12 protein-coding genes and 1 tRNA gene are annotated in these 19,747 nt (G+C 69.4%); 2 read left to right on the top strand and 11 right to left on the bottom strand.

What is annotated here, in order from left to right:
• Positions 1 to 149: 149 nt before the first annotated feature.
• The 9 genes from AB0I10_RS32865 to AB0I10_RS32825 form a co-directional block, all read right to left on the bottom strand.
• Positions 150 to 620 (bottom strand): DNA starvation/stationary phase protection protein, encoded by a 471-nt coding sequence (locus tag AB0I10_RS32865; protein WP_363156330.1) that lies wholly within the window; start codon positions 618 to 620, stop codon positions 150 to 152.
• A 182-nt stretch (positions 621 to 802) separates the two neighbouring features.
• A complete protein-coding gene (locus tag AB0I10_RS32860) occupies positions 803 to 1,186 on the bottom strand; it encodes a helix-turn-helix transcriptional regulator (protein WP_363156329.1) in 384 nt (127 codons plus the stop codon).
• Positions 1,187 to 1,280: 94 nt separating this feature from the next.
• On the bottom strand, positions 1,281 to 1,817 hold the full coding sequence (locus tag AB0I10_RS32855; protein ID WP_363156328.1) for a CinA family protein: 537 nt from the start codon (positions 1,815 to 1,817) through the stop codon (positions 1,281 to 1,283).
• Positions 1,814 to 2,473, bottom strand: coding sequence for a CDP-diacylglycerol--glycerol-3-phosphate 3-phosphatidyltransferase (gene pgsA, locus AB0I10_RS32850; RefSeq protein WP_363156327.1), 660 nt, complete (start codon positions 2,471 to 2,473; stop codon positions 1,814 to 1,816). The genes AB0I10_RS32855 and pgsA overlap by 4 nt, the downstream gene beginning before the upstream one ends.
• Positions 2,470 to 3,981, bottom strand: a complete 1,512-nt coding sequence (gene rimO, locus AB0I10_RS32845) for a 30S ribosomal protein S12 methylthiotransferase RimO (protein WP_363156326.1) — start codon at positions 3,979 to 3,981, stop codon at positions 2,470 to 2,472. Before rimO ends, pgsA begins: the two co-directional genes overlap by 4 nt.
• Positions 3,982 to 4,084: 103 nt before the next feature.
• Entirely contained in the window at positions 4,085 to 4,891 is an 807-nt protein-coding gene (locus AB0I10_RS32840; protein WP_363156325.1) for a helix-turn-helix domain-containing protein, read from the bottom strand.
• Between the two features lie 224 nt (positions 4,892 to 5,115).
• Positions 5,116 to 7,920: a DNA translocase FtsK gene (locus AB0I10_RS32835; protein ID WP_363156324.1), complete on the bottom strand. Its 2,805-nt coding sequence runs from the start codon at positions 7,918 to 7,920 to the stop codon at positions 5,116 to 5,118.
• A 92-nt stretch (positions 7,921 to 8,012) separates the two neighbouring features.
• Positions 8,013 to 8,672 (bottom strand): response regulator, encoded by a 660-nt coding sequence (locus AB0I10_RS32830; RefSeq protein ID WP_363156323.1) that lies wholly within the window; start codon positions 8,670 to 8,672, stop codon positions 8,013 to 8,015.
• Positions 8,673 to 8,927: 255 nt separating this feature from the next.
• Positions 8,928 to 14,453, bottom strand: a complete 5,526-nt coding sequence (locus tag AB0I10_RS32825) for a HAMP domain-containing protein (RefSeq protein WP_363156322.1) — start codon at positions 14,451 to 14,453, stop codon at positions 8,928 to 8,930.
• Positions 14,454 to 14,868: 415 nt separating this feature from the next.
• Between AB0I10_RS32825 and AB0I10_RS32820 the strand changes: the two genes are divergently transcribed.
• Both AB0I10_RS32820 and AB0I10_RS32815 read left to right on the top strand, forming a co-directional pair.
• Positions 14,869 to 17,511: a SpoIIE family protein phosphatase gene (locus AB0I10_RS32820; protein WP_363156321.1), complete on the top strand. Its 2,643-nt coding sequence runs from the start codon at positions 14,869 to 14,871 to the stop codon at positions 17,509 to 17,511.
• Between the two features lie 147 nt (positions 17,512 to 17,658).
• The gene (locus tag AB0I10_RS32815) at positions 17,659 to 18,705 is read left to right on the top strand and encodes a YncE family protein (RefSeq protein ID WP_363156320.1); all 1,047 of its coding nucleotides are present in this window, start codon (positions 17,659 to 17,661) and stop codon (positions 18,703 to 18,705) included.
• 71 nt (positions 18,706 to 18,776) lie between these two features.
• Here AB0I10_RS32815 and AB0I10_RS32810 read toward each other — a convergent pair.
• Both AB0I10_RS32810 and AB0I10_RS32805 read right to left on the bottom strand, forming a co-directional pair.
• Positions 18,777 to 18,849 (bottom strand) — tRNA-Thr (locus tag AB0I10_RS32810).
• Positions 18,850 to 18,906: 57 nt separating this feature from the next.
• The gene (locus AB0I10_RS32805; protein WP_363156319.1) at positions 18,907 to 19,581 is read right to left on the bottom strand and encodes a DegT/DnrJ/EryC1/StrS family aminotransferase; all 675 of its coding nucleotides are present in this window, start codon (positions 19,579 to 19,581) and stop codon (positions 18,907 to 18,909) included.
• Positions 19,582 to 19,747: the final 166 nt, after the last annotated feature.

The raw sequence follows: 19,747 nt of genomic DNA, 5'->3' as shown, positions 1-19,747 counted from the left end.
TCCTCCGGCCGACGCTAGACGGGGCCCGCCGACCGGCGGGAGAGCGCACCGTCGCACTCCCGGAGCGCACAGGGCGGTGCCTCGCACTCCCGGAGCAGGCGCGTCCGGAGTCGTATGGGGCGCATCCCGTCAGCCGTCGCCGATGGCCGTCAGTGGGACTCGGCCTGGAACATCCAGTGGTGCTTCTCCAGGTCGGCGGTCAGGCCGATGAGAATGTCCTGGCTGACCGGGTCCGGGTCCGCGGTGGCACCGATCCGCTCCCGCATCCGCTCGATGATCGCGGCCAGGCCGGTCACCAGCGTCTGTACGGCGTCGCCGTCCTTGACCCAGCCGTCCGGCACCTCGCCGATGCCGCTGGTCTTGGCGACCGTCGCGGCCCGGCCGTCCGGCGGCACGCCGATCGCCGACGACCGCTCGGCGACGGTGTCCGCGTGCTGCCGCGCGGTGTCCACGACCTCGTCGAGCTGAAGGTGTACGGAGCGGAAGCGCGGTCCTACGACGTTCCAGTGCACCTGTTTCGCCACGAGGGAGAGATCCACCAGGTCGACGAGGGCTCCTTGCAGGGCGTTCCCGACGATGGTGCGGTCGGCTTCGGAGAGCGTGCTCTTGACCACAGACATCCAGTTACTCCTGTTCAGGATCTTCAGACTCACGTTCCAGAATGCCCCGATTTGCCCATCGTATAGACCATGGAGACCTTCTGGGCAGGTCAAGAGGGCCGGCCGGGCGCCGCACCGGGCGCGCACAGCGTGAAGCCCCGGCCGACTGCTGCCGACCGGGGCTTCACCAACGAACAGGGGTGTCAGGCCGCGACGACATCCACGACGTCGGCCGGGGACTTGATGGTCACGCGGTCCTCCGGCACACCGGCCAGGGACGTGACGGACACCGAATTGAACTTCGGCCGCACCGGTGCGGGGACCGGCTCGCTCGCGGCCGCGGACTGTGCCAGCTCGGCGAGCGCCAGCTCGTCGCTGACCTCTCGCATGAGCTCGGACATGCGTACGTCCAGCGCGTCACAGATCGACGAGAGCAGCTCGGAGGAAGCCTCCTTCTGCCCCCTCTCCACCTCGGACAAATAGCCGAGCGACACCCGGGCGGAGGAAGAGACCTCGCGCAGGGTTCGGCCCTGGCGCTGACGCTGTCGGCGCAGCACGTCACCCAGCAGGCGACGAAGCAGAATCATCGCTGGCTCCCTCCTCGGACCTCGGATCCGGATCCTTCTCGCCCCACCGTACCGCCTCGGGCCGTACCGGCGCCGGGCGCGAGTTCGTGTTCACTCAGGGCTGCAAACATCCATTCCCCCCGTGTTGTTCCGTATCCTGTGCACGCGATTTTTCTGCAAGTTCGCTCAACAAAAGGCCGAGTACGGCTTCGACGCTGTCCTGGCGGATACGGTCACGATCCCCCGCCAGCGCCAGCCGGCACACCTCTCCGGCACCGTCCGGGCCCTGAACCGCCACAAAAACGGTGCCCACGCGCTGTCCGTCCTGGGGCAGGGGTCCGGCGACACCTGTGGTGGCGATACCCCAGTCGGCGCCCAGCACCTTCCGTACGCCACCCGCCATCTGCCGCGCGACCTCGCCGTCGACGGCCCCCCGCTCGGCCAGCAGCGCACCATCGACGCCCAGTACGTCCCGTTTCACATCGGTTGCGTACGCGGTCACCGATCCGCGGACGACCCGCGAGGCCCCGGGGACGGCGGTCAGCGCGCCCGCTACCAGGCCGCCGGTCAGCGATTCGGCCACCGCCAGGCTCTGTCCACGCCCGGCGAGCAGCTCAAGCGCCCCGGCCGCAGCAGAACCCGGCCCGCTCACCGCTCTCCGTTCCCCTCGCCCCGACCGGCTCGTTCGGCCCGCTCCTTGGCCAGTCCGGCCCGGCGGAGTACGACGGCCTGGCGGACGTAGTCGAGCCCGGTGGCGACCGTCAGCGCCACGGCCACCGCCATCACCCACCAGCGGAATGTCGCCAGCGGCCCGGTCAGCACCAGGACGTACATGCCCACCGCGGTGCCCTGCGCCAATGTCTTGATTTTGCCGCCACGACTGGCCGGAATCACACCATGCTTGATCACCCAGAAGCGCATCAAGGTGATGCCCAGCTCACGGAAGAGGATCACGCCGGTCACCCACCACGGCAGATCACCCAGTACCGACAGGCAGATCAGCGCGGCGCCCATGATCGCTTTGTCCGCGATCGGGTCGGCGATCTTGCCGAAGTCCGTGACCAGGTTGTAGGCGCGCGCCAGATGCCCGTCGAATACATCGGTGATCATGGCGATGGCGAACGCCGCCCAGGCGAAGACGCGCCAGACCGGGTCCGTTCCGTCCCCGTGCATCAGCAGCAGCACGAAGGCCGGGACCAGCACCAGCCTCATCATCGTCAGGACGTTGGCGATGTTCCACAGCCCGGCCTGCCGGACGGCCGGCGCGGTGCGCGGCCCACCCGCCGCGGAAGCCGGGACTCCGCTCATCTGCCCGCCTCCTCGGTACACGCCGTGTCTTCCACGGACAGCACCTCGGCCACGAGGTCGACGCCCTCGCTCGCGACCACCTTTGCTTCGACCATACGACCGGGCTCCAGGTTCTGGCCGGTCGACAGCAGCGTGACGCCGTCGGTCTCCGGTGCCTGGTGCGCGGCCCGCCCGACGACACCGTCCTCGTCGTCGATCCGGTCGACCAGCACCCGCACCGTCTCGCCGACCCTCTCCTCGGCACGCTGCGCGGTCAGCTCCTCGGCCAGCCGCGACACCCGCGCCAGCCGCTCCGCGACCACGTCCGGATCGACCTTGTCCTCGTACGAGGCGGCTTCGGTGCCGTCCTCGTCGGAGTAGCCGAAAACGCCGATCGCATCCAGCCGGGCCTCGGTGATGAAGCGCTCCAGCTCTTCCAGATCGGCCTCGCTCTCGCCCGGGAAGCCGACGATGAAGTTGGAGCGGGCACCGGCCTCGGGCGCCTTCGTCCGGATCTGCTCCAGCAGGTCCAGGAAGCGCTCGGTGTCGCCAAAGCGCCGCATCGCGCGCAGCACGCCGGGCGCCGAGTGCTGGAAGGACAGATCGAAGTACGGCGCGACCTTGTCGGTGCCGGTCAGCACATCGATCAGACCGGGCCGCATCTCGGCGGGCTGGAGATAGCTGACGCGGATCCGCTCGATGCCGTCGACGGCGGCCAGCTCCGGCAGCAGCGTCTCCAGCAGCCGGATGTCGCCGAGGTCCTTGCCGTAGGAGGTGTTGTTCTCGGAGACCAGCATGACCTCCTTGACGCCCTGCTCGGCCAGCCAGCGGGTCTCCCCGAGCACGTCAGAGGGCCGGCGGGAGATGAAGGAGCCGCGGAAGGACGGAATGGCGCAGAACGAGCAGCGCCGGTCGCAGCCGGAGGCGAGTTTCACCGAGGCGACCGGATTGCTGCCGAGTCTGCGGCGCAGCGGCGCACGCGGCCCGGAGGCGGGCGCGACGCCTTCCGGAAGATCCTCGGGCGGACCGTCCAACGGAGCCGGCTCAGCGGAACCGGACTGCGCATGACCGGGCAGTGCGACAGCGGCGGCGCCCTGGCGCTCGGCCGGGCTGATCGGCAGCAGCTTGCGGCGGTCGCGCGGGGTGTGCGCGGCGTGGATGCCACCGTTGAGGATGGTCTGCAGGCGGTCGGAGATATCGCTGTAGTCGTCGAAGCCGAGCACCCCGTCGGCCTCGGGCAGCGCCTCGGCGAGCTCCTTGCCGTAGCGCTCGGCCATGCAGCCGACGGCCACGACGGCCTGGGTCTTGCCGTGATCCTTCAGATCATTGGCTTCGAGCAGGGCGTCAACGGAGTCCTTCTTGGCGGCTTCGACGAAGCCGCAGGTGTTGACGACGGCGACATCGGCATCGGCGGCTTCCTCGACGAGCTCCCAGCCGTCCGCTGCCAAGCGGCCTGCGAGCTCCTCCGAGTCCACCTCGTTACGGGCGCAGCCAAGGGTGACAAGGGCGACGGTACGGCGTTCGGGCATGGGGCTCAGCCTACTTCGTCCCGGCGACACCCATGGCGCGCAGGTCATTGCCGCCGGTCCCGGGCGTCCCGGGACGGGCGGCGGACGCGGCGCGCGCCCGGTCTCAGCCCGCCTGGGGGTCCCCAGGCGTGTAGCTGAGCCGCTCCACGGAACCCTTGTCGCCGACCTGCTTGACCTCCTTGCCGTTGACGTACAGCTGTACGGCTCCGGCGTTGCCCAGGACCAGGTCGATCCGCTTCTTGTCGGTGAACGTCTTGGACTCGCCCTGCTTGAGCAGCCCGTCCTGCAGGAGCTTGCCGTTGGCGTCCTTGGCGGAGATCCAGCTCTGGCCGTCCCGGGCGATCACCTTGATCGTGACCTTGTCCTTGGGCAGCCCGGCGATGGCGCTCTCGGAGGGGTCGGCCTTGGGGGGCTTGGTGGTGTGCGCCTTGGTGGGCGCCGGTGCGGGCTTCTCCGCGTTGGCGGTGCCGCCCCCCGCGATCGGCCCGCCGCTGTTCCTGTCGCCCTCCTGGAAGAGCGTGAAGCCGACAAAACCGATGACGGCGACGATGGCCGCGACCATCGCGGCGGTCCAGTTGGGACGGCGCGGGTCGGAGCGGATCCGCTCGGCCTCGAAGAGCGGCGCCGCGGGGGTCGGCTCGGGCCGTCCGCCGTGCTCGGCGTCGTACTGCGCGACCAGCGGTTCGGGGTTGAGGCCGACGGCGCGGGCGAGCGTTCTGATGTGTCCGCGGGCATAGACGTCGCCCCCGCAGCGCGAGAAGTCGTCCTGCTCGATGGCGTGCGCGATGGGGATGCGCACCCGGGTCGTCGAACTGACCTCTTCGACGGTCAGTCCTGCGTGGATACGTGCCTGCTGGAGGGCGCGACCGATGGAAGGCCGCTCGTCTTCGGGGGAGTTGCCGATGGACACGGGGGCGCCTTTCGAGCGTGTAGCCACCTGCTGGAGGTTCAGTCTAGGGGTGGAGCGAAAGGGTCAGGCAAGCGGGAGAGCAGAGTTTGTACGCCATCGGAACGCCTGCGAACGGTGCCGCTGAGCTCGATGATGAAGCATCGTTGCGTCACCTCCCTCAACTTGACGTATCGGCAGGACGAACGGTTGCTTTCTCTCACCTGCGAGTGACCCGGATTTGTGTGCTACTCGGTAGCCTCCCCCCGGATTACCGAGAGCACTCCGTCCAATTCATCCGGCTTCACCAGAACGTCGCGTGCCTTGGACCCCTCGCTCGGTCCGACGATGTTCCTCGACTCCATCAGGTCCATCAGCCGCCCGGCCTTGGCGAACCCCACCCGCAGCTTGCGCTGGAGCATCGACGTCGACCCGAACTGAGTGGAAACTACCAGCTCAGCGGCCTGGCACAGCAGATCGAGGTCATCGCCGATGTCCTCGTCGACCTCCTTCTTCTTCGCCGTGCCGACGGTGACGTCCTCGCGGAAGACCGGCGCCATCTGATCCTTGCAGTGCTGGACGACGGCCGCGACCTCAGCCTCCGTCACAAACGCGCCCTGCATACGGACCGGCTTGTTCGCGCCCATCGGCAGGAACAGCCCGTCACCCTTGCCGATCAGCTTCTCGGCGCCCGGCTGGTCGAGGATGACCCGGCTGTCGGCGAGCGAGGAGGTGGCGAAGGCCAGCCGGGACGGCACATTGGCCTTGATCAGGCCGGTGACGACGTCGACGGACGGGCGCTGGGTGGCGAGCACCAGATGGATGCCGGCCGCGCGCGCGAGCTGGGTGATGCGGACGATCGAGTCCTCCACGTCCCGCGGCGCGACCATCATCAGGTCCGCCAGCTCATCGACGATGACCAGCAGATACGGGTACGGCGAGAGCTCGCGTTCGCTGCCCTCCGGCGAGGTCACCTTGCCGTTGCGCACCGCTTCGTTGAAGTCGTCGATGTGCCGGAAGCCGTAGGCCGCGAGGTCGTCGTAGCGCAGGTCCATCTCGCGGACCACCCACTGGAGGGCTTCGGCGGCGCGCTTGGGGTTGGTGATGATCGGCGTGATGAGGTGCGGGATGCCTTCGTAGGCGGTCAGTTCGACGCGCTTGGGGTCGACCAGCACCATCCGCACGTCCTCCGGGGTGGCGCGGACCATCACCGAGGTGATCAGGCAGTTGATGCACGACGACTTGCCGGAGCCGGTGGCGCCGGCGACCAGGACGTGCGGCATCTTCGTCATGTTGGCCATGACATAGCCGCCCTCGACGTCCTTGCCCAGCGCCACCAGCATCGGATGCTCGTCGCCCGCGGCGTCGGCCAGCCGCAGGACGTCTCCGAGGTTGACCATCTCGCGGTCGGTGTTGGGGATCTCGATGCCGACCGCGGACTTGCCGGGGATCGGGCTGATGATGCGGACGTCCGGGCTGGCGACGGCGTAGGCGATGTTCTTGGCCAGCGCGGTGATCTTCTCGACCTTGACGGCCGGGCCGAGCTCGACCTCGTAGCGGGTGACCGTCGGGCCGCGGGTGAAGCCGGTGACCGCGGCGTCGACCTTGAACTCCTGGAAGACCGTGGTCAGCGAGGCCACTATGGCGTCGTTCGCGGCGCTGCGGGTCTTGCCGGGGCCGCCCCGGGAGAGGAGGTCGAGGGAGGGCAGCGCGTAGGTGATGTCGCCGGACAGCTGGAGCTGCTCGGCGCGCGCCGGCAGGTCGGACGACGGTTCGGGCGCAGGCTTGGTGAAGTCCGGCACCGCAGGGGTGTGCTCGACACCGGACGGCTCCGCCTCGCGGGCCGACGGCACCGAGCCGCTCTCCGTGCCGGTGTCCTCGCCGTCGTGGTCCCGCCGCTCTCCCGAGATGCCGCTGCTGAGGCCGGCGATGAGCGGGGAGGGCTGGACGCCGTGCAGCACCGCGCCGTCCAGCGCGGCGGCGGCCGCCGCGGCCACGTCCACCGCGTCCATCGGCCGGTCCATGGCGCGCTCCACGGACGACCGGCGCGGGCGGCGGCGATCGGCCAGCGCCTGCTCCTCCAGCACGTCCGGGTCCCCTGGGGCACCGGCAGCGCGCCGGGACCTGTGGGCGGGCCGCTCGCGCCAGTCCTCTGCGTATGCGTCGGCTCCCTCGGCCGTCTCGAACTGCTCGGCGTCCGGCTCGGGCTCCAGCACGCCCAGTTTGGCGCCGAGGAGCCGCAGCCGCTGCGGAATGGCGTTCACTGGCGTCGCGGTGACCACCAGCAGTCCGAAGACGGTCAGCAGCGCCAGCAGCGCCACGGCGAGGGTCTGCCCGACGGTGAAGATCAGCGGCTTGGACGCGGCCCAGCCGAGATAGCCGCCGGCGTCCTGCATGGCCGCGATGCCATCGCCCCGGCCCGGCGAACCGCACGCCATCGCGACCTGCCCGAGGACGCCGACCACCAGCGCGGACAGCCCGATGACGATCCGGCCGTTGGCGTCGGGCTGCTCGGGATGCCTTATCAGCCGTACCGCGATGCCGCCCAGCAGTATCGGCACGACCAGGTCGAGCCGCCCGAAGGCGCCGGTCACCAGCAGCTCGACGAGGTCGCCCACCGGGCCGCTGAGGTTGGACCAGGTGCCGGCCGCGATGACCAGGGCGAGGCCCAGCAGCAGCAGCGCGAGACCGTCCTTGCGGTGCGCCGGGTCGAGGTTCTTCGCGCCGCGGCCCACACCGCGAAACATCGCCCCGATGCCGTGCGCCAGCCCGAGCCAGCAGGCCCGCACGAGGCGGTAGACGCCTCCGGTCGGTGACGGCGCCGGCTTCGCGGCGGCCTTCTTCGCGGGCGCCTTCTTGGCCGGGGCCCGCTTCGCGGCGGCGGCCTTCTTCGCCGGCGGCCTTTTGGCGGACGCCCTCTTTCCGGCAGCGCCCTTTCCCGAGGGCGACTGCTTCGCGGCGGTCTTCTTGGCGGCGCCCCCGGACTGTCCGGCGCGCTGCTTCGAGGGGCCCGCCGTGCTCTGGGTTCCCTTGCCGGACGTACGTGAGGCCATGGTGACGAGATTACAGGCGACGGCAAGCGTGTCACGAGCGGACGGCGCTTCACCCATTCGTGTCGCGCGCCCGTCTCATGAAGGGGCGTCAATCAGCCCGCGGTGGTCCCCGATCCCGGCTCCAGGGCGTCCAGCGCCCGGCGCAGGCCGGTCAGTTTGCGCTCCAGATGGGCGGCGGTGGCCACCGCCGCGGCATCCGCCGTCTCGTCCAACTGCTTGGACAGCGCCTCCGCCTGCTCCTCGACCGCGGCCAGCCGGGCGGACAGCTCTGCGAGCAGCCCCGCGGCCTCCCTGGGGTCCTCGCCGTTCGGCCGCCCGCCCTCCAGCTGGAGCCTCAGCAGCGAGGCCTGCTCGCGGAGTTGGCAGTTCTTCATGTAGAGCTCGACGAACACCGAGACCTTGGCGCGCAGCACCCACGGGTCGAACGGCTTGGAGATGTAGTCGACCGCGCCGGCCGCATAGCCGCGGAAGGTGTGGTGCGGGCCGTGGTTGATGGCGGTGAGGAAGATGATCGGGATGTCGCGGGTGCGCTCGCGCCGCTTGATGTGCGCCGCGGTCTCGAATCCGTCCATCCCCGGCATCTGCACATCGAGCAGAATCACCGCGAAATCGTCCGTGAGCAGTGCTTTGAGCGCTTCCTCCCCGGACGATGCCCGCACCAGTGTCTGATCGAGCGCGGAGAGGATCGCCTCCAGCGCCAGCAGATTCTCCGGCCGGTCATCGACCAGGAGGATCTTGGCCTTCTGCACCATGGCCCGTCCTCCTCGCCCCGGCATGGAACCGGACGCCGCCCCAGGGGACGACTCCGTTACGCCGCCCGTCCTTGTGCCGGTCATGGTAGCTGCACCCCGCCTATCGCCACACCCTGTCACCGCGATGTCACTGTGCACATAGCAGAAACGCAGCGAGAGACGAGAAGGTTCCCCGAAACCCGCGCTTCCACACGTCCACGGCGACACTGAGTCAGCACGCGGTGATCCTCTTTCGGCTCCATACTGAACGCCCCGTCACCGTGTGCGCATCCATTGCTCCATGACCGACAACAGATGATCGGTATCCACCGGCTTGGTCACATAGTCGGAGGCCCCGGAATCGATGCTCTTCTCCCGGTCACCCTTCATCGCCTTCGCGGTCAGCGCGATGATGGGCAGCCCGGCGAACTGCGGCATCCGGCGGATCGCGGCCGTGGTCGCGTAACCGTCCATCTCCGGCATCATGATGTCCATCAGGACCAGGACGACATCGTCGTGCTGCTCCAGCACCTCGATGCCTTCCCTGCCGTTCTCCGCGTACAGCACCGACAGCCCATGCTGTTCCAGAACGCTGGTGAGCGCGAAGACATTGCGGATGTCGTCGTCGACGATCAGCACCTTCTCCCCGTGGAAGCCGCCCTCGACGGCCGGGTCCACCAGGTCCTGGCCGTTGCCGATCCAGGGCTCCTCTGCGGGCTGCTGGACGGCCGGCCGCGACGGGGCGGCCGGCGACTGCGGTGCCTGGCGGGGCGGGGTGGGCAGCGGCTGGCTGCCAGGCAGCGCGAAGCGGCGGCCGGCGCCCGAAATCCCGCGGCGGCGCCGCCGGTTGAGGCTGCCGTACGCCCCCTGCTCCTCGCCGCGCTGCCGCTCGGCCTCATCCTGCCGCCCGACCTCGATCTCGCGGGCCTCCGCGTCCATCGCCAGTCCGCCGGCCACCAGCTGCGGGTAGCCCTGCGGCGGCAGGCCGCCCGGGTTGTGCGGCAGATACAGCGTGAACGTCGAGCCGCGGCTGGGCTCACTGGCGGCGTGGATCTCACCACCGAGCAGCCGGGCGATCTCCCGGCTGATGGACAGGCCCAGGCCGGTACCGCCGTACTTGCGGCTGGTCGTGCCGTCCGCCTGCTTGAACGCCTCGAAGATCACCCGCATCTTGGTGGACGCGATACCGATACCGGTGTCGGTCACCGAGAAGGCGATCATGTCGGCATCCGGGTCGCGCAGCGAGCCGTGTTCCAGGAGCTGCTCGCGGATCGCCGGCGGCACATCCGCGCCGGCCGGCCGGATGACCAGCTCGACGGCGCCGCTGTCGGTGAACTTCACCGCGTTGGAGAGCAGGTTGCGCAGTACCTGAAGCAGCCGCTGCTCGTCGGTGTGCAGCGTCGCGGGCAGCTCCGGGGAGACCCGTACGGAGAAGTCGAGTCCCTTCTCCGCGGTCAGCGGCCGGAACGTGGCCTCGACGTAGTCGACGAGCTGGACCAGCGCGATCCGCGTCGGACTGACGTCCATCTTGCCGGCCTCGACCTTCGACAGGTCCAGGATGTCGTTGATCAGCTGGAGCAGGTCGGAACCCGCACCGTGGATCGTCTCGGCGAACTCGACCTGCTTCGGGGAGAGGTTCCCCTCGGCGTTGTCGGCCAGCAACTTGGCCAGAATCAGCAGCGAGTTGAGCGGTGTGCGCAGCTCGTGCGACATGTTCGCCAGGAACTCCGACTTGTAGCGCATGGAGACCGCGAGCTGCTCGGCGCGCTCCTCCAGGACCTGCCGCGCCTCTTCGATCTCGGTGTTCTTGACCTCGATGTCGCGGTTCTGCGCACGCAGCTGCTCGGCCTTCTCCTCCAGCTCGGAGTTGGACAGCTCCAGCGCCTTCTGCCGGCTCTCCAGCTCGCCAGACCGCTCCTTGAGCTGCTCGGTCAGCTCCTGCGACTGCTTGAGCAGCACCTCGGTCTTGGTGTTGACGGAGATGGTGTTGACGCTGGTCGCGATCATCTCGGCGATCTGGCTGAGGAAGTCCTTCTGGATCTGGGTGAACGGGTGGAAGGACGCCAGCTCGATCACGCCGAGCACCTTGTCCTCGAAGAGCACCGGCAGCACGATCACATTCGCCGGCGGCGCCTCACCGAGCCCCGAGGCGATCTTGAGGTAGCCGGACGGCACGTTCTCCACCAGGATCGTGCGGCCCTCCTCCGCGGCCGTGCCGATCAGCGTCTCGCCCGGCCGGAAGGTCGTCGGCATGCCGCCCATGGAGTAGCCGTACGAGCCCATCAGCCGCAGCTCGTAGACGCCGGCCTCGCCGCCGTCCGCGCCGATCTCCTGGGCGTCGGGCTGCGCCGCGAGGAAGAACGCGCCGTGCTGAGCGGAGACCGCCGGGGACAGCTCGCTCATGATGAGCGTGGCGACGTCCTTGAGGTCGCGGCGGCCCTGCATCAGGCCGGAGATCCGGGCCAGGTTGCCCTTGAGCCAGTCCTGTTCCTCGTTGGCGAGGGTGGTCTCACGGAGCGTGGAGATCATGGTGTTGACGTTGTCCTGGAGTTCCAGGATCTCGCCGGCCGCGTCCACGTCGATACGGACGTTGTGATCGCCGAGGGTCACCGCGGCGGCGACCGCAGCGATGGCACGCACCTGACGGGTCAGGTTGCCGGCCATCTCGTTCACCGACTCGGTCAGGTCCTTCCAGGTGCCGGCCACGCCCCGCACCTGCGCCTGACCGCCCAGCTGGCCTTCCGTACCGACCTCGCGGGCCACCCTGGTGACCTGCTCGGCGAAGGACGACAGCTGGTCGACCATGGTGTTGATGGTGGTCTTCAGCGCGAGGATCTCGCCGCGCGCATCGATGTCGATCTTCTTGGTCAGATCACCCTTGGCGATGGCGGTGGTGACCATGGCGATATTGCGGACCTGGCCGGTGAGGTTGTTGGCCATCGAGTTCACGGACTCGGTGAGGTCCTTCCACGTACCGGCGACGCCGGGGACGCGGGCCTGACCGCCCAGGATGCCGTCGGTGCCCACCTCACGGGCGACTCGCGTGACCTCGTCGGCGAACGACGACAGCGTCGTGACCATCGTGTTGACCGTGTCGGCGAGCTGCGCGACCTCGCCGCGTGCCTCGACCGTCACCTTCTTCGTCAGATCGCCGTTGGCGACCGCCGCCGAGACCTGCGAGATGTTGCGCACCTGGATGGTCAGGTTGTTGGCCATCAGGTTGACGTTGTCGGTGAGGTCCAGCCAGATGCCGGTCGCGCCCGGCACCCGCGCCTGGCCGCCCAACTGGCCCTCGGTGCCCACCTCACGGGCCACCCGGGTCACCTGCTCGGCGAACGACGACAGCTGGTCGACCATCGTGTTGACGGTCGTGACCAGTTCGAGGATCTCGCCCTTGGCATCGACGGTGATCTTCTTCGACAGATCGCCGCGGGCCACCGCCGTCGTCACCTCGGCGATGTTGCGCACCTGCGACGTCAGGTTGTTCGCCATGAAGTTGACGGACTGGGTGAGGTCCTTCCAGGTACCGCTGACACCCTGCACCTCGGCCTGGCCGCCCAGGATGCCCTCGGTACCCACCTCACGGGCGACCCGGGTGACCTGCTCCGCGAACGAGGAGAGCTGGTCGACCATGGTGTTCAGGGTGTTCTTCAGCTCCAGGATCTCGCCCCGGGCGTCCGCGTCGATCTTCTGCGACAGGTCACCGCGCGCGACCGCCGTGGCGACCTGCGCGATGTTGCGGACCTGGGCCGTCAGGTTGCCGGCCATGCCGTTGACGGAGTCGGTCAGATCGCGCCAGACGCCCGCGACGCCGGGGACCTGCGCCTGACCGCCCAGCCGGCCGTCCGTACCGACCTCCCGGGAGACCCGGGTGACCTGCTCGGCGAACGCGGAGAGCTGGTCGACCATCGTGTTGATGGTGTTCTTCAGCTCCAGGATCTCGCCGCGCGCGTCCACATCGATCTTCTGCGACAGGTCGCCGCGGGCGACCGCCGTCGTCACCTGCGCGATCTGCCGCACCTGCGAGGTGAGGTTCCCCGCCATGAAGTTGACGGAGTCGGTCAGTTCCTTCCAGGTGCCGCTGACCCCGTCCACCCGGGCCTGACCACCCAGCCGGCCCTCCGTGCCCACGTCCCTGGCCATCCGCGTGACCTGGTCGGCGAACGAGGACAGCTGGTCGACCATGGTGTTCACGGTGTTCTTCAGCTGCAGCATCTCGCCGGAGACGTCGACGGTGACCTTCTGCGACAGATCACCGTTGGCGACCGCGGTCGTCACCTGCGCGATGTTGCGCACCTGTCCGGTCAGGTTGCGGAACGCGGTGTTGACGGAGTCCGTGAGGTCCTTCCACGTGCCCGCCGCTCCGGGCACCGCGGCCTGGCCGCCCAGCTCACCCTCGACGCCGATCTCCCGCGCCACACGGGTCACTTCGGCACCGAACGAGGAGAGCTGGTCCACCATCGTGTTGACGGTGTTCTTCAACTCCAGCATTTCACCGGCGACATCGACGGTGACCTTCTGCGACAGATCACCGTTGGCGACCGCGGTCGTCACCTGCGCGATGTCCCGCACCTGCCCGGTCAGGTTCCGGAAGGCGTTGTTCACCGAGTCGGTGAGGTCCTTCCAGGTGCCGGCCGCGCCCGGTACCTGTGCCTGGCCGCCGAGTTGCCCCTCGGCCCCGACCTCGTTCGCCACCCGCGTCACTTCGTCCGCGAAGGTACGCAGCGTCTCGGTCATGGTGTTGATGGTGTCGGCGAGCTGCGCGACCTCGCCGCGCGCGCTGACCGTGACCTTCTGCGACAGGTCGCCGTTCGCGACGGCGGTCGTGACCTGAGCGATCCCACGCACCTGCGCGGTGAGGTTGCCGGCCATGAGATTGACCGAATCCGTCAGGTCCTTCCATACGCCGGCGACGCCGGGGACCTGCGCCTGACCGCCGAGTTCGCCCTCCGTACCGACTTCACGGGCGACCCGGGTGACCTCGGACGCGAACGAGGAGAGCTGGTCCACCATCGTGTTGACGGTGTTCTTCAGCTCCAGCATCTCGCCGGCGACATGGACCGTCACCTTCCGCGACAGATCACCCTTCGCGACCGCGGTGGTGACCAGAGCGATGTCCCGCACCTGCGCGGTGAGCCGGGAGGCCATCGTGTTGACGGACTCCGTGAGGTCCTTCCAGGACCCGGACATTCCGCGGACCCGCGCCTGGCCGCCGAGCTTGCCCTCCGTGCCGACCTCACTGGCCACTCTCGTGACCTCGTCGGTGAACGCGGAGAGCTGGTCGACCAGGCCGTTGACCGTACGGCCGACCTTCAGGAACTCGCCCCGCAGCGGATGCTCCGACGAGCTGTCCGAACTGCGCGACCGCAGGTCCATCCGCTGTTCCAGGTCACCCTCGGACACCGCCGAGAGCACCCGTCCGACCTCGGAGACCGGCCGTACGAGGTCGTCCACCAGGGCGTTCGAGGCGTCGATGGCCGCGGCCCAGGAGCCTTCGGCGGCCCCGACCTCCAGCCGCTCCGTGAGCTTGCCCTCACGTCCGACGACCCGGCGCACCCGGGCCAGCTCGCCGGTCAGATGCAGATTGCGGTCCGCGACCTCGTTGAACACCGCGGCGATCTCCGACATGACGCCGTCACCGGACACCGTCAGCCGTTTGCGGAAATTCCCGTCCCGCATGGCGACGAGAGCGACCAACAGCCGATTCAGCGCAGCCGTATCCACCTCGGTCGTCCCGTTGCTCCGGGATCGTCCGCCTTTCGCGCGCGTGCTTGCGCCCCGCGCCGCTGCGCCAGACTCCACCGTGTCCCTCCCGCAGGGTCGACCGTTCTACCCGGGCTTTCTCTTGATACCTGCCCAGTGTTTCACCCCGCCCCACTGACGCGGCAAGGAGTCGAAACCGTAACCACACGTGCGGGGATTCGTTGAGGCCGGCGGGCAGGGCCCGGCCCTTCGTCGGCCCTTGCGGCGCGGCGAGAATCCTCGATCCGGGAGCAGCCACGAAATTTCCGCAGCATCCACACACCGGGTGTGGCGCATGCCGACCATGACCCGGCGGGCAAGCACATTCCTCATAGGGGTGAACATGGCCGCCAGAGTGCGTCTGGTCCCGGAAAGCACGCCTTCGTTCCCGCAGCTCGGGCCGACCGTCTAGCCTGGCATGCGCATCGATGCCTTGAGAAACGGGCACAGGACCCTGGGGAGCGACGAAAAACCAATGGGGAGTGCTGTGATCACCGCGCGGGCCGCCGCCACATTCGAGCCCGTCGGGCGCTCGGTCGCCACTGCCCGTGCGTTCGTCCGGGACACCCTTCAGGGCTGGGGCCACGGCGACATCGTCGATGACGCCGTCGTCCTGACCAGTGAACTGGTCACCAATGCCGTGGTGCACGCCGGCACCGCGGCCGATGTGCTGTGTCTGCGTACGGACCACGGGGTGCGTATCTCGGTCGCCGACCGGTACCCCGAACGTGAGATTCCACTCCAGAATTCCGGCCAGATTTTCGCCCACCCCGACCGCGAGGGCGGCCGCGGCCTGCTGTTGTGCGGCGCGCTGGCCGCCCGCTGGGGAGTCGAATACACCGCCGCCCAGAAACACGTCTGGTTCCAGCTCGACCTCCCCGAACGCCCGGCCGGCACCCGCTCCGCGGGCCCCGCGCTCCCCGTGGACGCCCTGCCGGTCGCCGACACCCGGGTCCGCGTCGCCGTGATCCAGATCGACCGCGGCGGCTGTGTCAGCTTCTGGAACGACGACGCCCGGGACCTCTTCGCATACGACCCCGAGCAGGTCATCGGCAAACCGCTCACCGACTTCGCCGCCTGGCCGCACACCCCGGGAACCGGCACCGGCATCGCCGAGGCGCTCCAGCTCTCCCGCTGGGAGGGCTCCTACGGCATAAGGGGCGCCGACGGCCGGGTCATCCCCGTCTACGCCTCCCACCTGCGCGTCCGCGACGCGGACGGCGAGGCCTCCACGGTCTGCCTCCTGGTCCGCGACCACGAGCGCGCGATCCTGCAGAGCCCGCAGCGCACCCCTGCCCCGGACACCCTCTCGCAGACCGCCCAGTCCGAGGGACGCTCGTCCGACCCGTTCGAGGTCTTCATCGGCTCGCCGGCCCCCGACGACCTGGACGGCCTGCTCCAGCGCACCGTCGAGCGGGCCCGCGACATGCTCGACGGCGACGCCGCCTACCTGCTGCTGGCCACCGATGACGAGACCGAGCTGGAGGTACGCGCCTCGACGGGCCTGCCCTCCGCCCGCCAGCGGTTCGCCCGGGTCCCCGTCGAGGCCGGATCCGGACGCTACGGCTCCGCCCGGATGCCCGCCGTCCATGAGGACCTCACCGCCGTCCCCGGCGCCGTCCCGCTGCTCAGCGGCACCGGCATGCGCTCGGTCGTCACCGTCCCGCTCAAGGTCGAGGGCCGGCTCACCGGCTCGCTCGGCGTCGCCGCGGAGGGCCCCGGCCGCTACACCAACGAAGAGGCGCTGCGCCTCCAGTTCGCCGCCGACCGCATCGCCCTCGCCGTCGAACGCGCCCGCCTCACCGAACTCGAAAAGCTGCGCCGCGGCTCCCTCTCCTTCCTCGTCGAGGCATCCGACCTCCTGGCCGGCACCCTCGACCGCGACCAGACCCTCGCCCTCATGGCGCAGATGACGGTCCCCACCCTCGCCACCTGGTGCGCCGTCTACACCGTCGCCGACCAGGCGTCCGAACCCGAACTCTCCTACGTCCTGCACGAGGACGAGGACCGCATCGACGGCCTCAAGACCCTCCTGACGAAGGTCGATCCGCCCGAGCCGGTCCCCACCCCCGGCGCTCGCGTCTGGACCGCCCCCTCCGACGCCGCTCACGACGCCGCCCTGCGCACCTCACTCCGCAGCCTGGGCCTGGGCCACTCCGCCCGCCCGTCGACCGGCCCCGGCGCCACGCTCGCCACCGCCTCCGCCGTCGGCGGCGAAACCGTCGTACTGCCCCTCGTCGCGCGCAACCGCGTCATCGGCATGCTCACCCTCGGCAAGCCCACCGAGGAACACTTCCGCCAGGAGATCCTCGAACTCGCCGAGGACCTCTCCCGCCGGGCCGCCCTGGCCCTGGACAACTCCCGCCTCTACTCCGAGCGCACCGCCATCAGCCAGTCCCTACAGCGCAGCCTGCTGCCCCCGGAAGAGCCCAACATCCCCGGCGTCGAGGTCGAGGTCATCTACCGCGCGGCCGGCGAGGGCAATGAAGTCGGCGGCGACTTCTACGACATCTTCCCGATCCGCGACGGCGCCTACGGCTTCGCCATCGGGGACGTCTGCGGTACGGGCCCCGAGGCGGCAGCCGTCACCGGCCTCGCTCGCCACGCCCTCCGCCTCCTGGCCCGCGAGGGCTTCGGCGGCCCCGCCGTCCTGGAGCGCCTCAACGCCGCCATCCTCGACGAGGGCCCCCGCAGCCGCTTCCTGACGCTCCTTTACGGCGAGCTGTGGCCCCAGCCCGACGGCAGCGCCCTCCTCAAGGTCGTCTGCGCCGGCCACCCGCTGCCGCTGCGCCTGCGCCAGGACGGCACGGTCGAACCGGCCGCCGAACCCCAGCCGCTCCTCGGCGTGATGGACGACCTGGAACTCTACGAACAGACCGTCACCCTCGACCCCGGCGACGTCCTGCTCTGCGTCACCGACGGCATCACGGAACGCCGCGAGGGCACCCGCATGCTCGGCGACGACGGTCTCACCGACGTCCTCACCACCTGCACCGGCCTGACCGCCGGCGCCGTCGCCGCGCGCGTCCTGCGTGCCGTGGAACGCTTCGCCGCCGAACCGGCCTCCGACGACATGGCCATCCTCGCCATGCGCGTCCCCGAGGTCCAGGCCGGCTGACCCCACCCGGGACGGGGCCGGCCTGTGGGCCGGGTCACACCAGATCGGCCCCTCCCCCACTGCCACCAGCAACCTTGCGTACGGCGCACAGCACCCCTGCCGAACATGCACTGGAGTCACCGCCAACGGCCGCCCACGATACGGACCATGACTCCCACCACCGCCGGTTCGCCCGGTGACCTGCTGGCCGTCGTCAGCCAAACCGGATCGACCGTCACCTTCTTCGACGCCGCCACCCACGAACGCCGCGATGTCCTGCAACTCCCCCCGCAGCCGCACGAACTGTGCTTCAACCCCGACCGCAGACTGCTGTACTGCGCCAGCACGTACACCTCGGGCTTCTACCACGCCAACGAGGGACGGTCGCACGAGATCACCGTCATCGACGTCGACACCCGCACCATCGTCGACACCCTCACCACCGCACCCGACCACGCCCCGCACGGCCTGGCCCTCGACCGCGCACGCGCCCGCCTGTACGTGAGCGTCGAGGCCACCGAGACCGAGCCGGGCGGCGTCGTCATCATCGACACCCGCACGCACGAACGCCTCGGCCGCATCCCCACCATGGCCCCCGGCCCACACTGGTTCATCATCAGCCCCGATGGCCACCGCGGCTACACCACCAACAAGGAAGCCCCCTTCGTCTCCGTCGTCGATCTCGACCGCGGGGTCTTCGCCGGCCGGATCGACGTCCCCGGCAGCGAAGGCCTGGACATCTCCCACGACGGACGCCATCTCTACGTCGCCACGCCCAAGGCCGACTTCAACGGCCCACCCGCGGAACAGCCCGGCGTCCAGGTCATCGACACCAGCACCGGCAAGGCCGTCCGCACTCTCACCACCCGCGAACAAGTCATGCCGGTCCATGTCACGGCCACCGGCGCGGTACTCGCCGGCGAACTCCGCACCGGCACCGCACAAGGCGGCCCGCTCGGTTCCCAACTCCCCGGCGCCCTGACGGTATTCGCTCCAGGCACTCTCGCCCGCGTCGGAGAAGTCCAGGTCGGCCGCTTTCCCCTGACCATCACCTCCTCCCCCGACGGCCGACTCGGCTATGTCTCCGGCGTCGTCTCCAACACCGTCACCGTCGTAGACCTGGAAAACCTCCAGCCGATCGCCACACTCGACGTCGACCGCGACGACAATTCCGGCGCCCACGGCCTGGCGTATATCAAGGCCCCCCGCGACTGAACTCCCGCCAGTTCTCGTGTAGGCTATACGACAAAGGCCCCCGCCAAATGGCGGGGGCCTTTGCCCTCTAGAGCCCCAATACGGAATCGAACCGTAGACCTTCTCCTTACCATGGAGACGCTCTGCCGACTGAGCTATTGGGGCGCAGCAACGGAATAGATCATACCTGAACTCCGCGGCACCTTCGAACCACCCACCCGCCTAAAAGGCCGGCTGCAGCAATCCCCCCAACGCATTGCACGCACTCACCATCTTGTGCAGCTCCCGCCGCGATCCCGCATGCAGGGGCAGCGCCAGCGTCTCGTCAACGGCCTGCTCGGTCTGCGGCAGAAAGACATCCCGCCGCAGCCCCGGCATCCGGTACACCGGCGCCTGCACGGGCACCTTGCACGCAACTCCCTTGGCCCGCAACGCCCGTGCGAACGCGTCCCGGTCCGGCCGCCCGTTCCCCGGCACCCGCACCACATACTGCTCGTACGTGTGCCCCGCCGCCGGCTCCGGAGTGCGGACCCCGCTGAGCCTGCCGTCCAGGTACGTCGCCAGCGCCCGGCGCCGCTCCGCCCCATCCGGCTCGGCCCCGGGCTCCGCCTCGACTATCACCAACAGCCCGTGCCGCTTCCCGACTTCGCGGATCCATCCCACGTCCGCCTGCCGCCCGAAGCGGTGTATGGCGACAACGGCGGCGGTCCTGCCGGTCACGACGTCCGACACGGCGGCCGGGTCGAGGCAGTAGCTGTCCGCGTCCACATCGGCGAACACCGGCACCGCGCCCAGCCCCACCACTGCCTCGGCGACCTCGGCGTTGCCGTACGCCGGCACGACAACCTCATCACCGGCGCGCACACCGGCCGACTTGAGCGTTCCCAGAGTCCCCATGACGCGGATCCTGGCCACGCGAAGTGAACGTCAAGTTACGCCTGCCGTCCGAAGAACGGAACAAAAAAGCTCCGGCCCCTGAACCAGAAGGTTCAGGGGCCGGAGCTGAATATTTGTTCGGCGGCGTCCTACTCTCCCACAGGGTCCCCCCTGCAGTACCATCGGC

Origin of the sequence: Streptomyces sp. NPDC050636, from assembly GCF_040654775.1 — a bacterium.
Classification (GTDB): domain Bacteria; phylum Actinomycetota; class Actinomycetes; order Streptomycetales; family Streptomycetaceae; genus Streptomyces.
The sequence above is the reverse complement of the archived record's forward strand: the minus strand, read 5'-3'. Positions and strand labels throughout refer to the sequence as shown.

Bases quoted from the DNA above. Each gene is read 5' to 3' on its own strand.
- AB0I10_RS32865 (WP_363156330.1), bottom strand. From the start codon at position 620: ATGTCTGTGGTCAAGAGCACGCTCTCCGAAGCCGACCGCACCATCGTC.
- AB0I10_RS32860 (WP_363156329.1), bottom strand. From the start codon at position 1,186: ATGATTCTGCTTCGTCGCCTGCTGGGTGACGTGCTGCGCCGACAGCGT.
- pgsA (WP_363156327.1), bottom strand. From the start codon at position 2,473: ATGAGCGGAGTCCCGGCTTCCGCGGCGGGTGGGCCGCGCACCGCGCCG.
- rimO (WP_363156326.1), bottom strand. From the start codon at position 3,981: ATGCCCGAACGCCGTACCGTCGCCCTTGTCACCCTTGGCTGCGCCCGT.
- AB0I10_RS32835 (WP_363156324.1), bottom strand. From the start codon at position 7,920: ATGGCCTCACGTACGTCCGGCAAGGGAACCCAGAGCACGGCGGGCCCC.
- AB0I10_RS32830 (WP_363156323.1), bottom strand. From the start codon at position 8,672: ATGGTGCAGAAGGCCAAGATCCTCCTGGTCGATGACCGGCCGGAGAAT.
- AB0I10_RS32820 (WP_363156321.1), top strand. From the start codon at position 14,869: ATGGGGAGTGCTGTGATCACCGCGCGGGCCGCCGCCACATTCGAGCCC.
- AB0I10_RS32815 (WP_363156320.1), top strand. From the start codon at position 17,659: ATGACTCCCACCACCGCCGGTTCGCCCGGTGACCTGCTGGCCGTCGTC.
- AB0I10_RS32805 (WP_363156319.1), bottom strand. From the start codon at position 19,581: ATGGGGACTCTGGGAACGCTCAAGTCGGCCGGTGTGCGCGCCGGTGAT.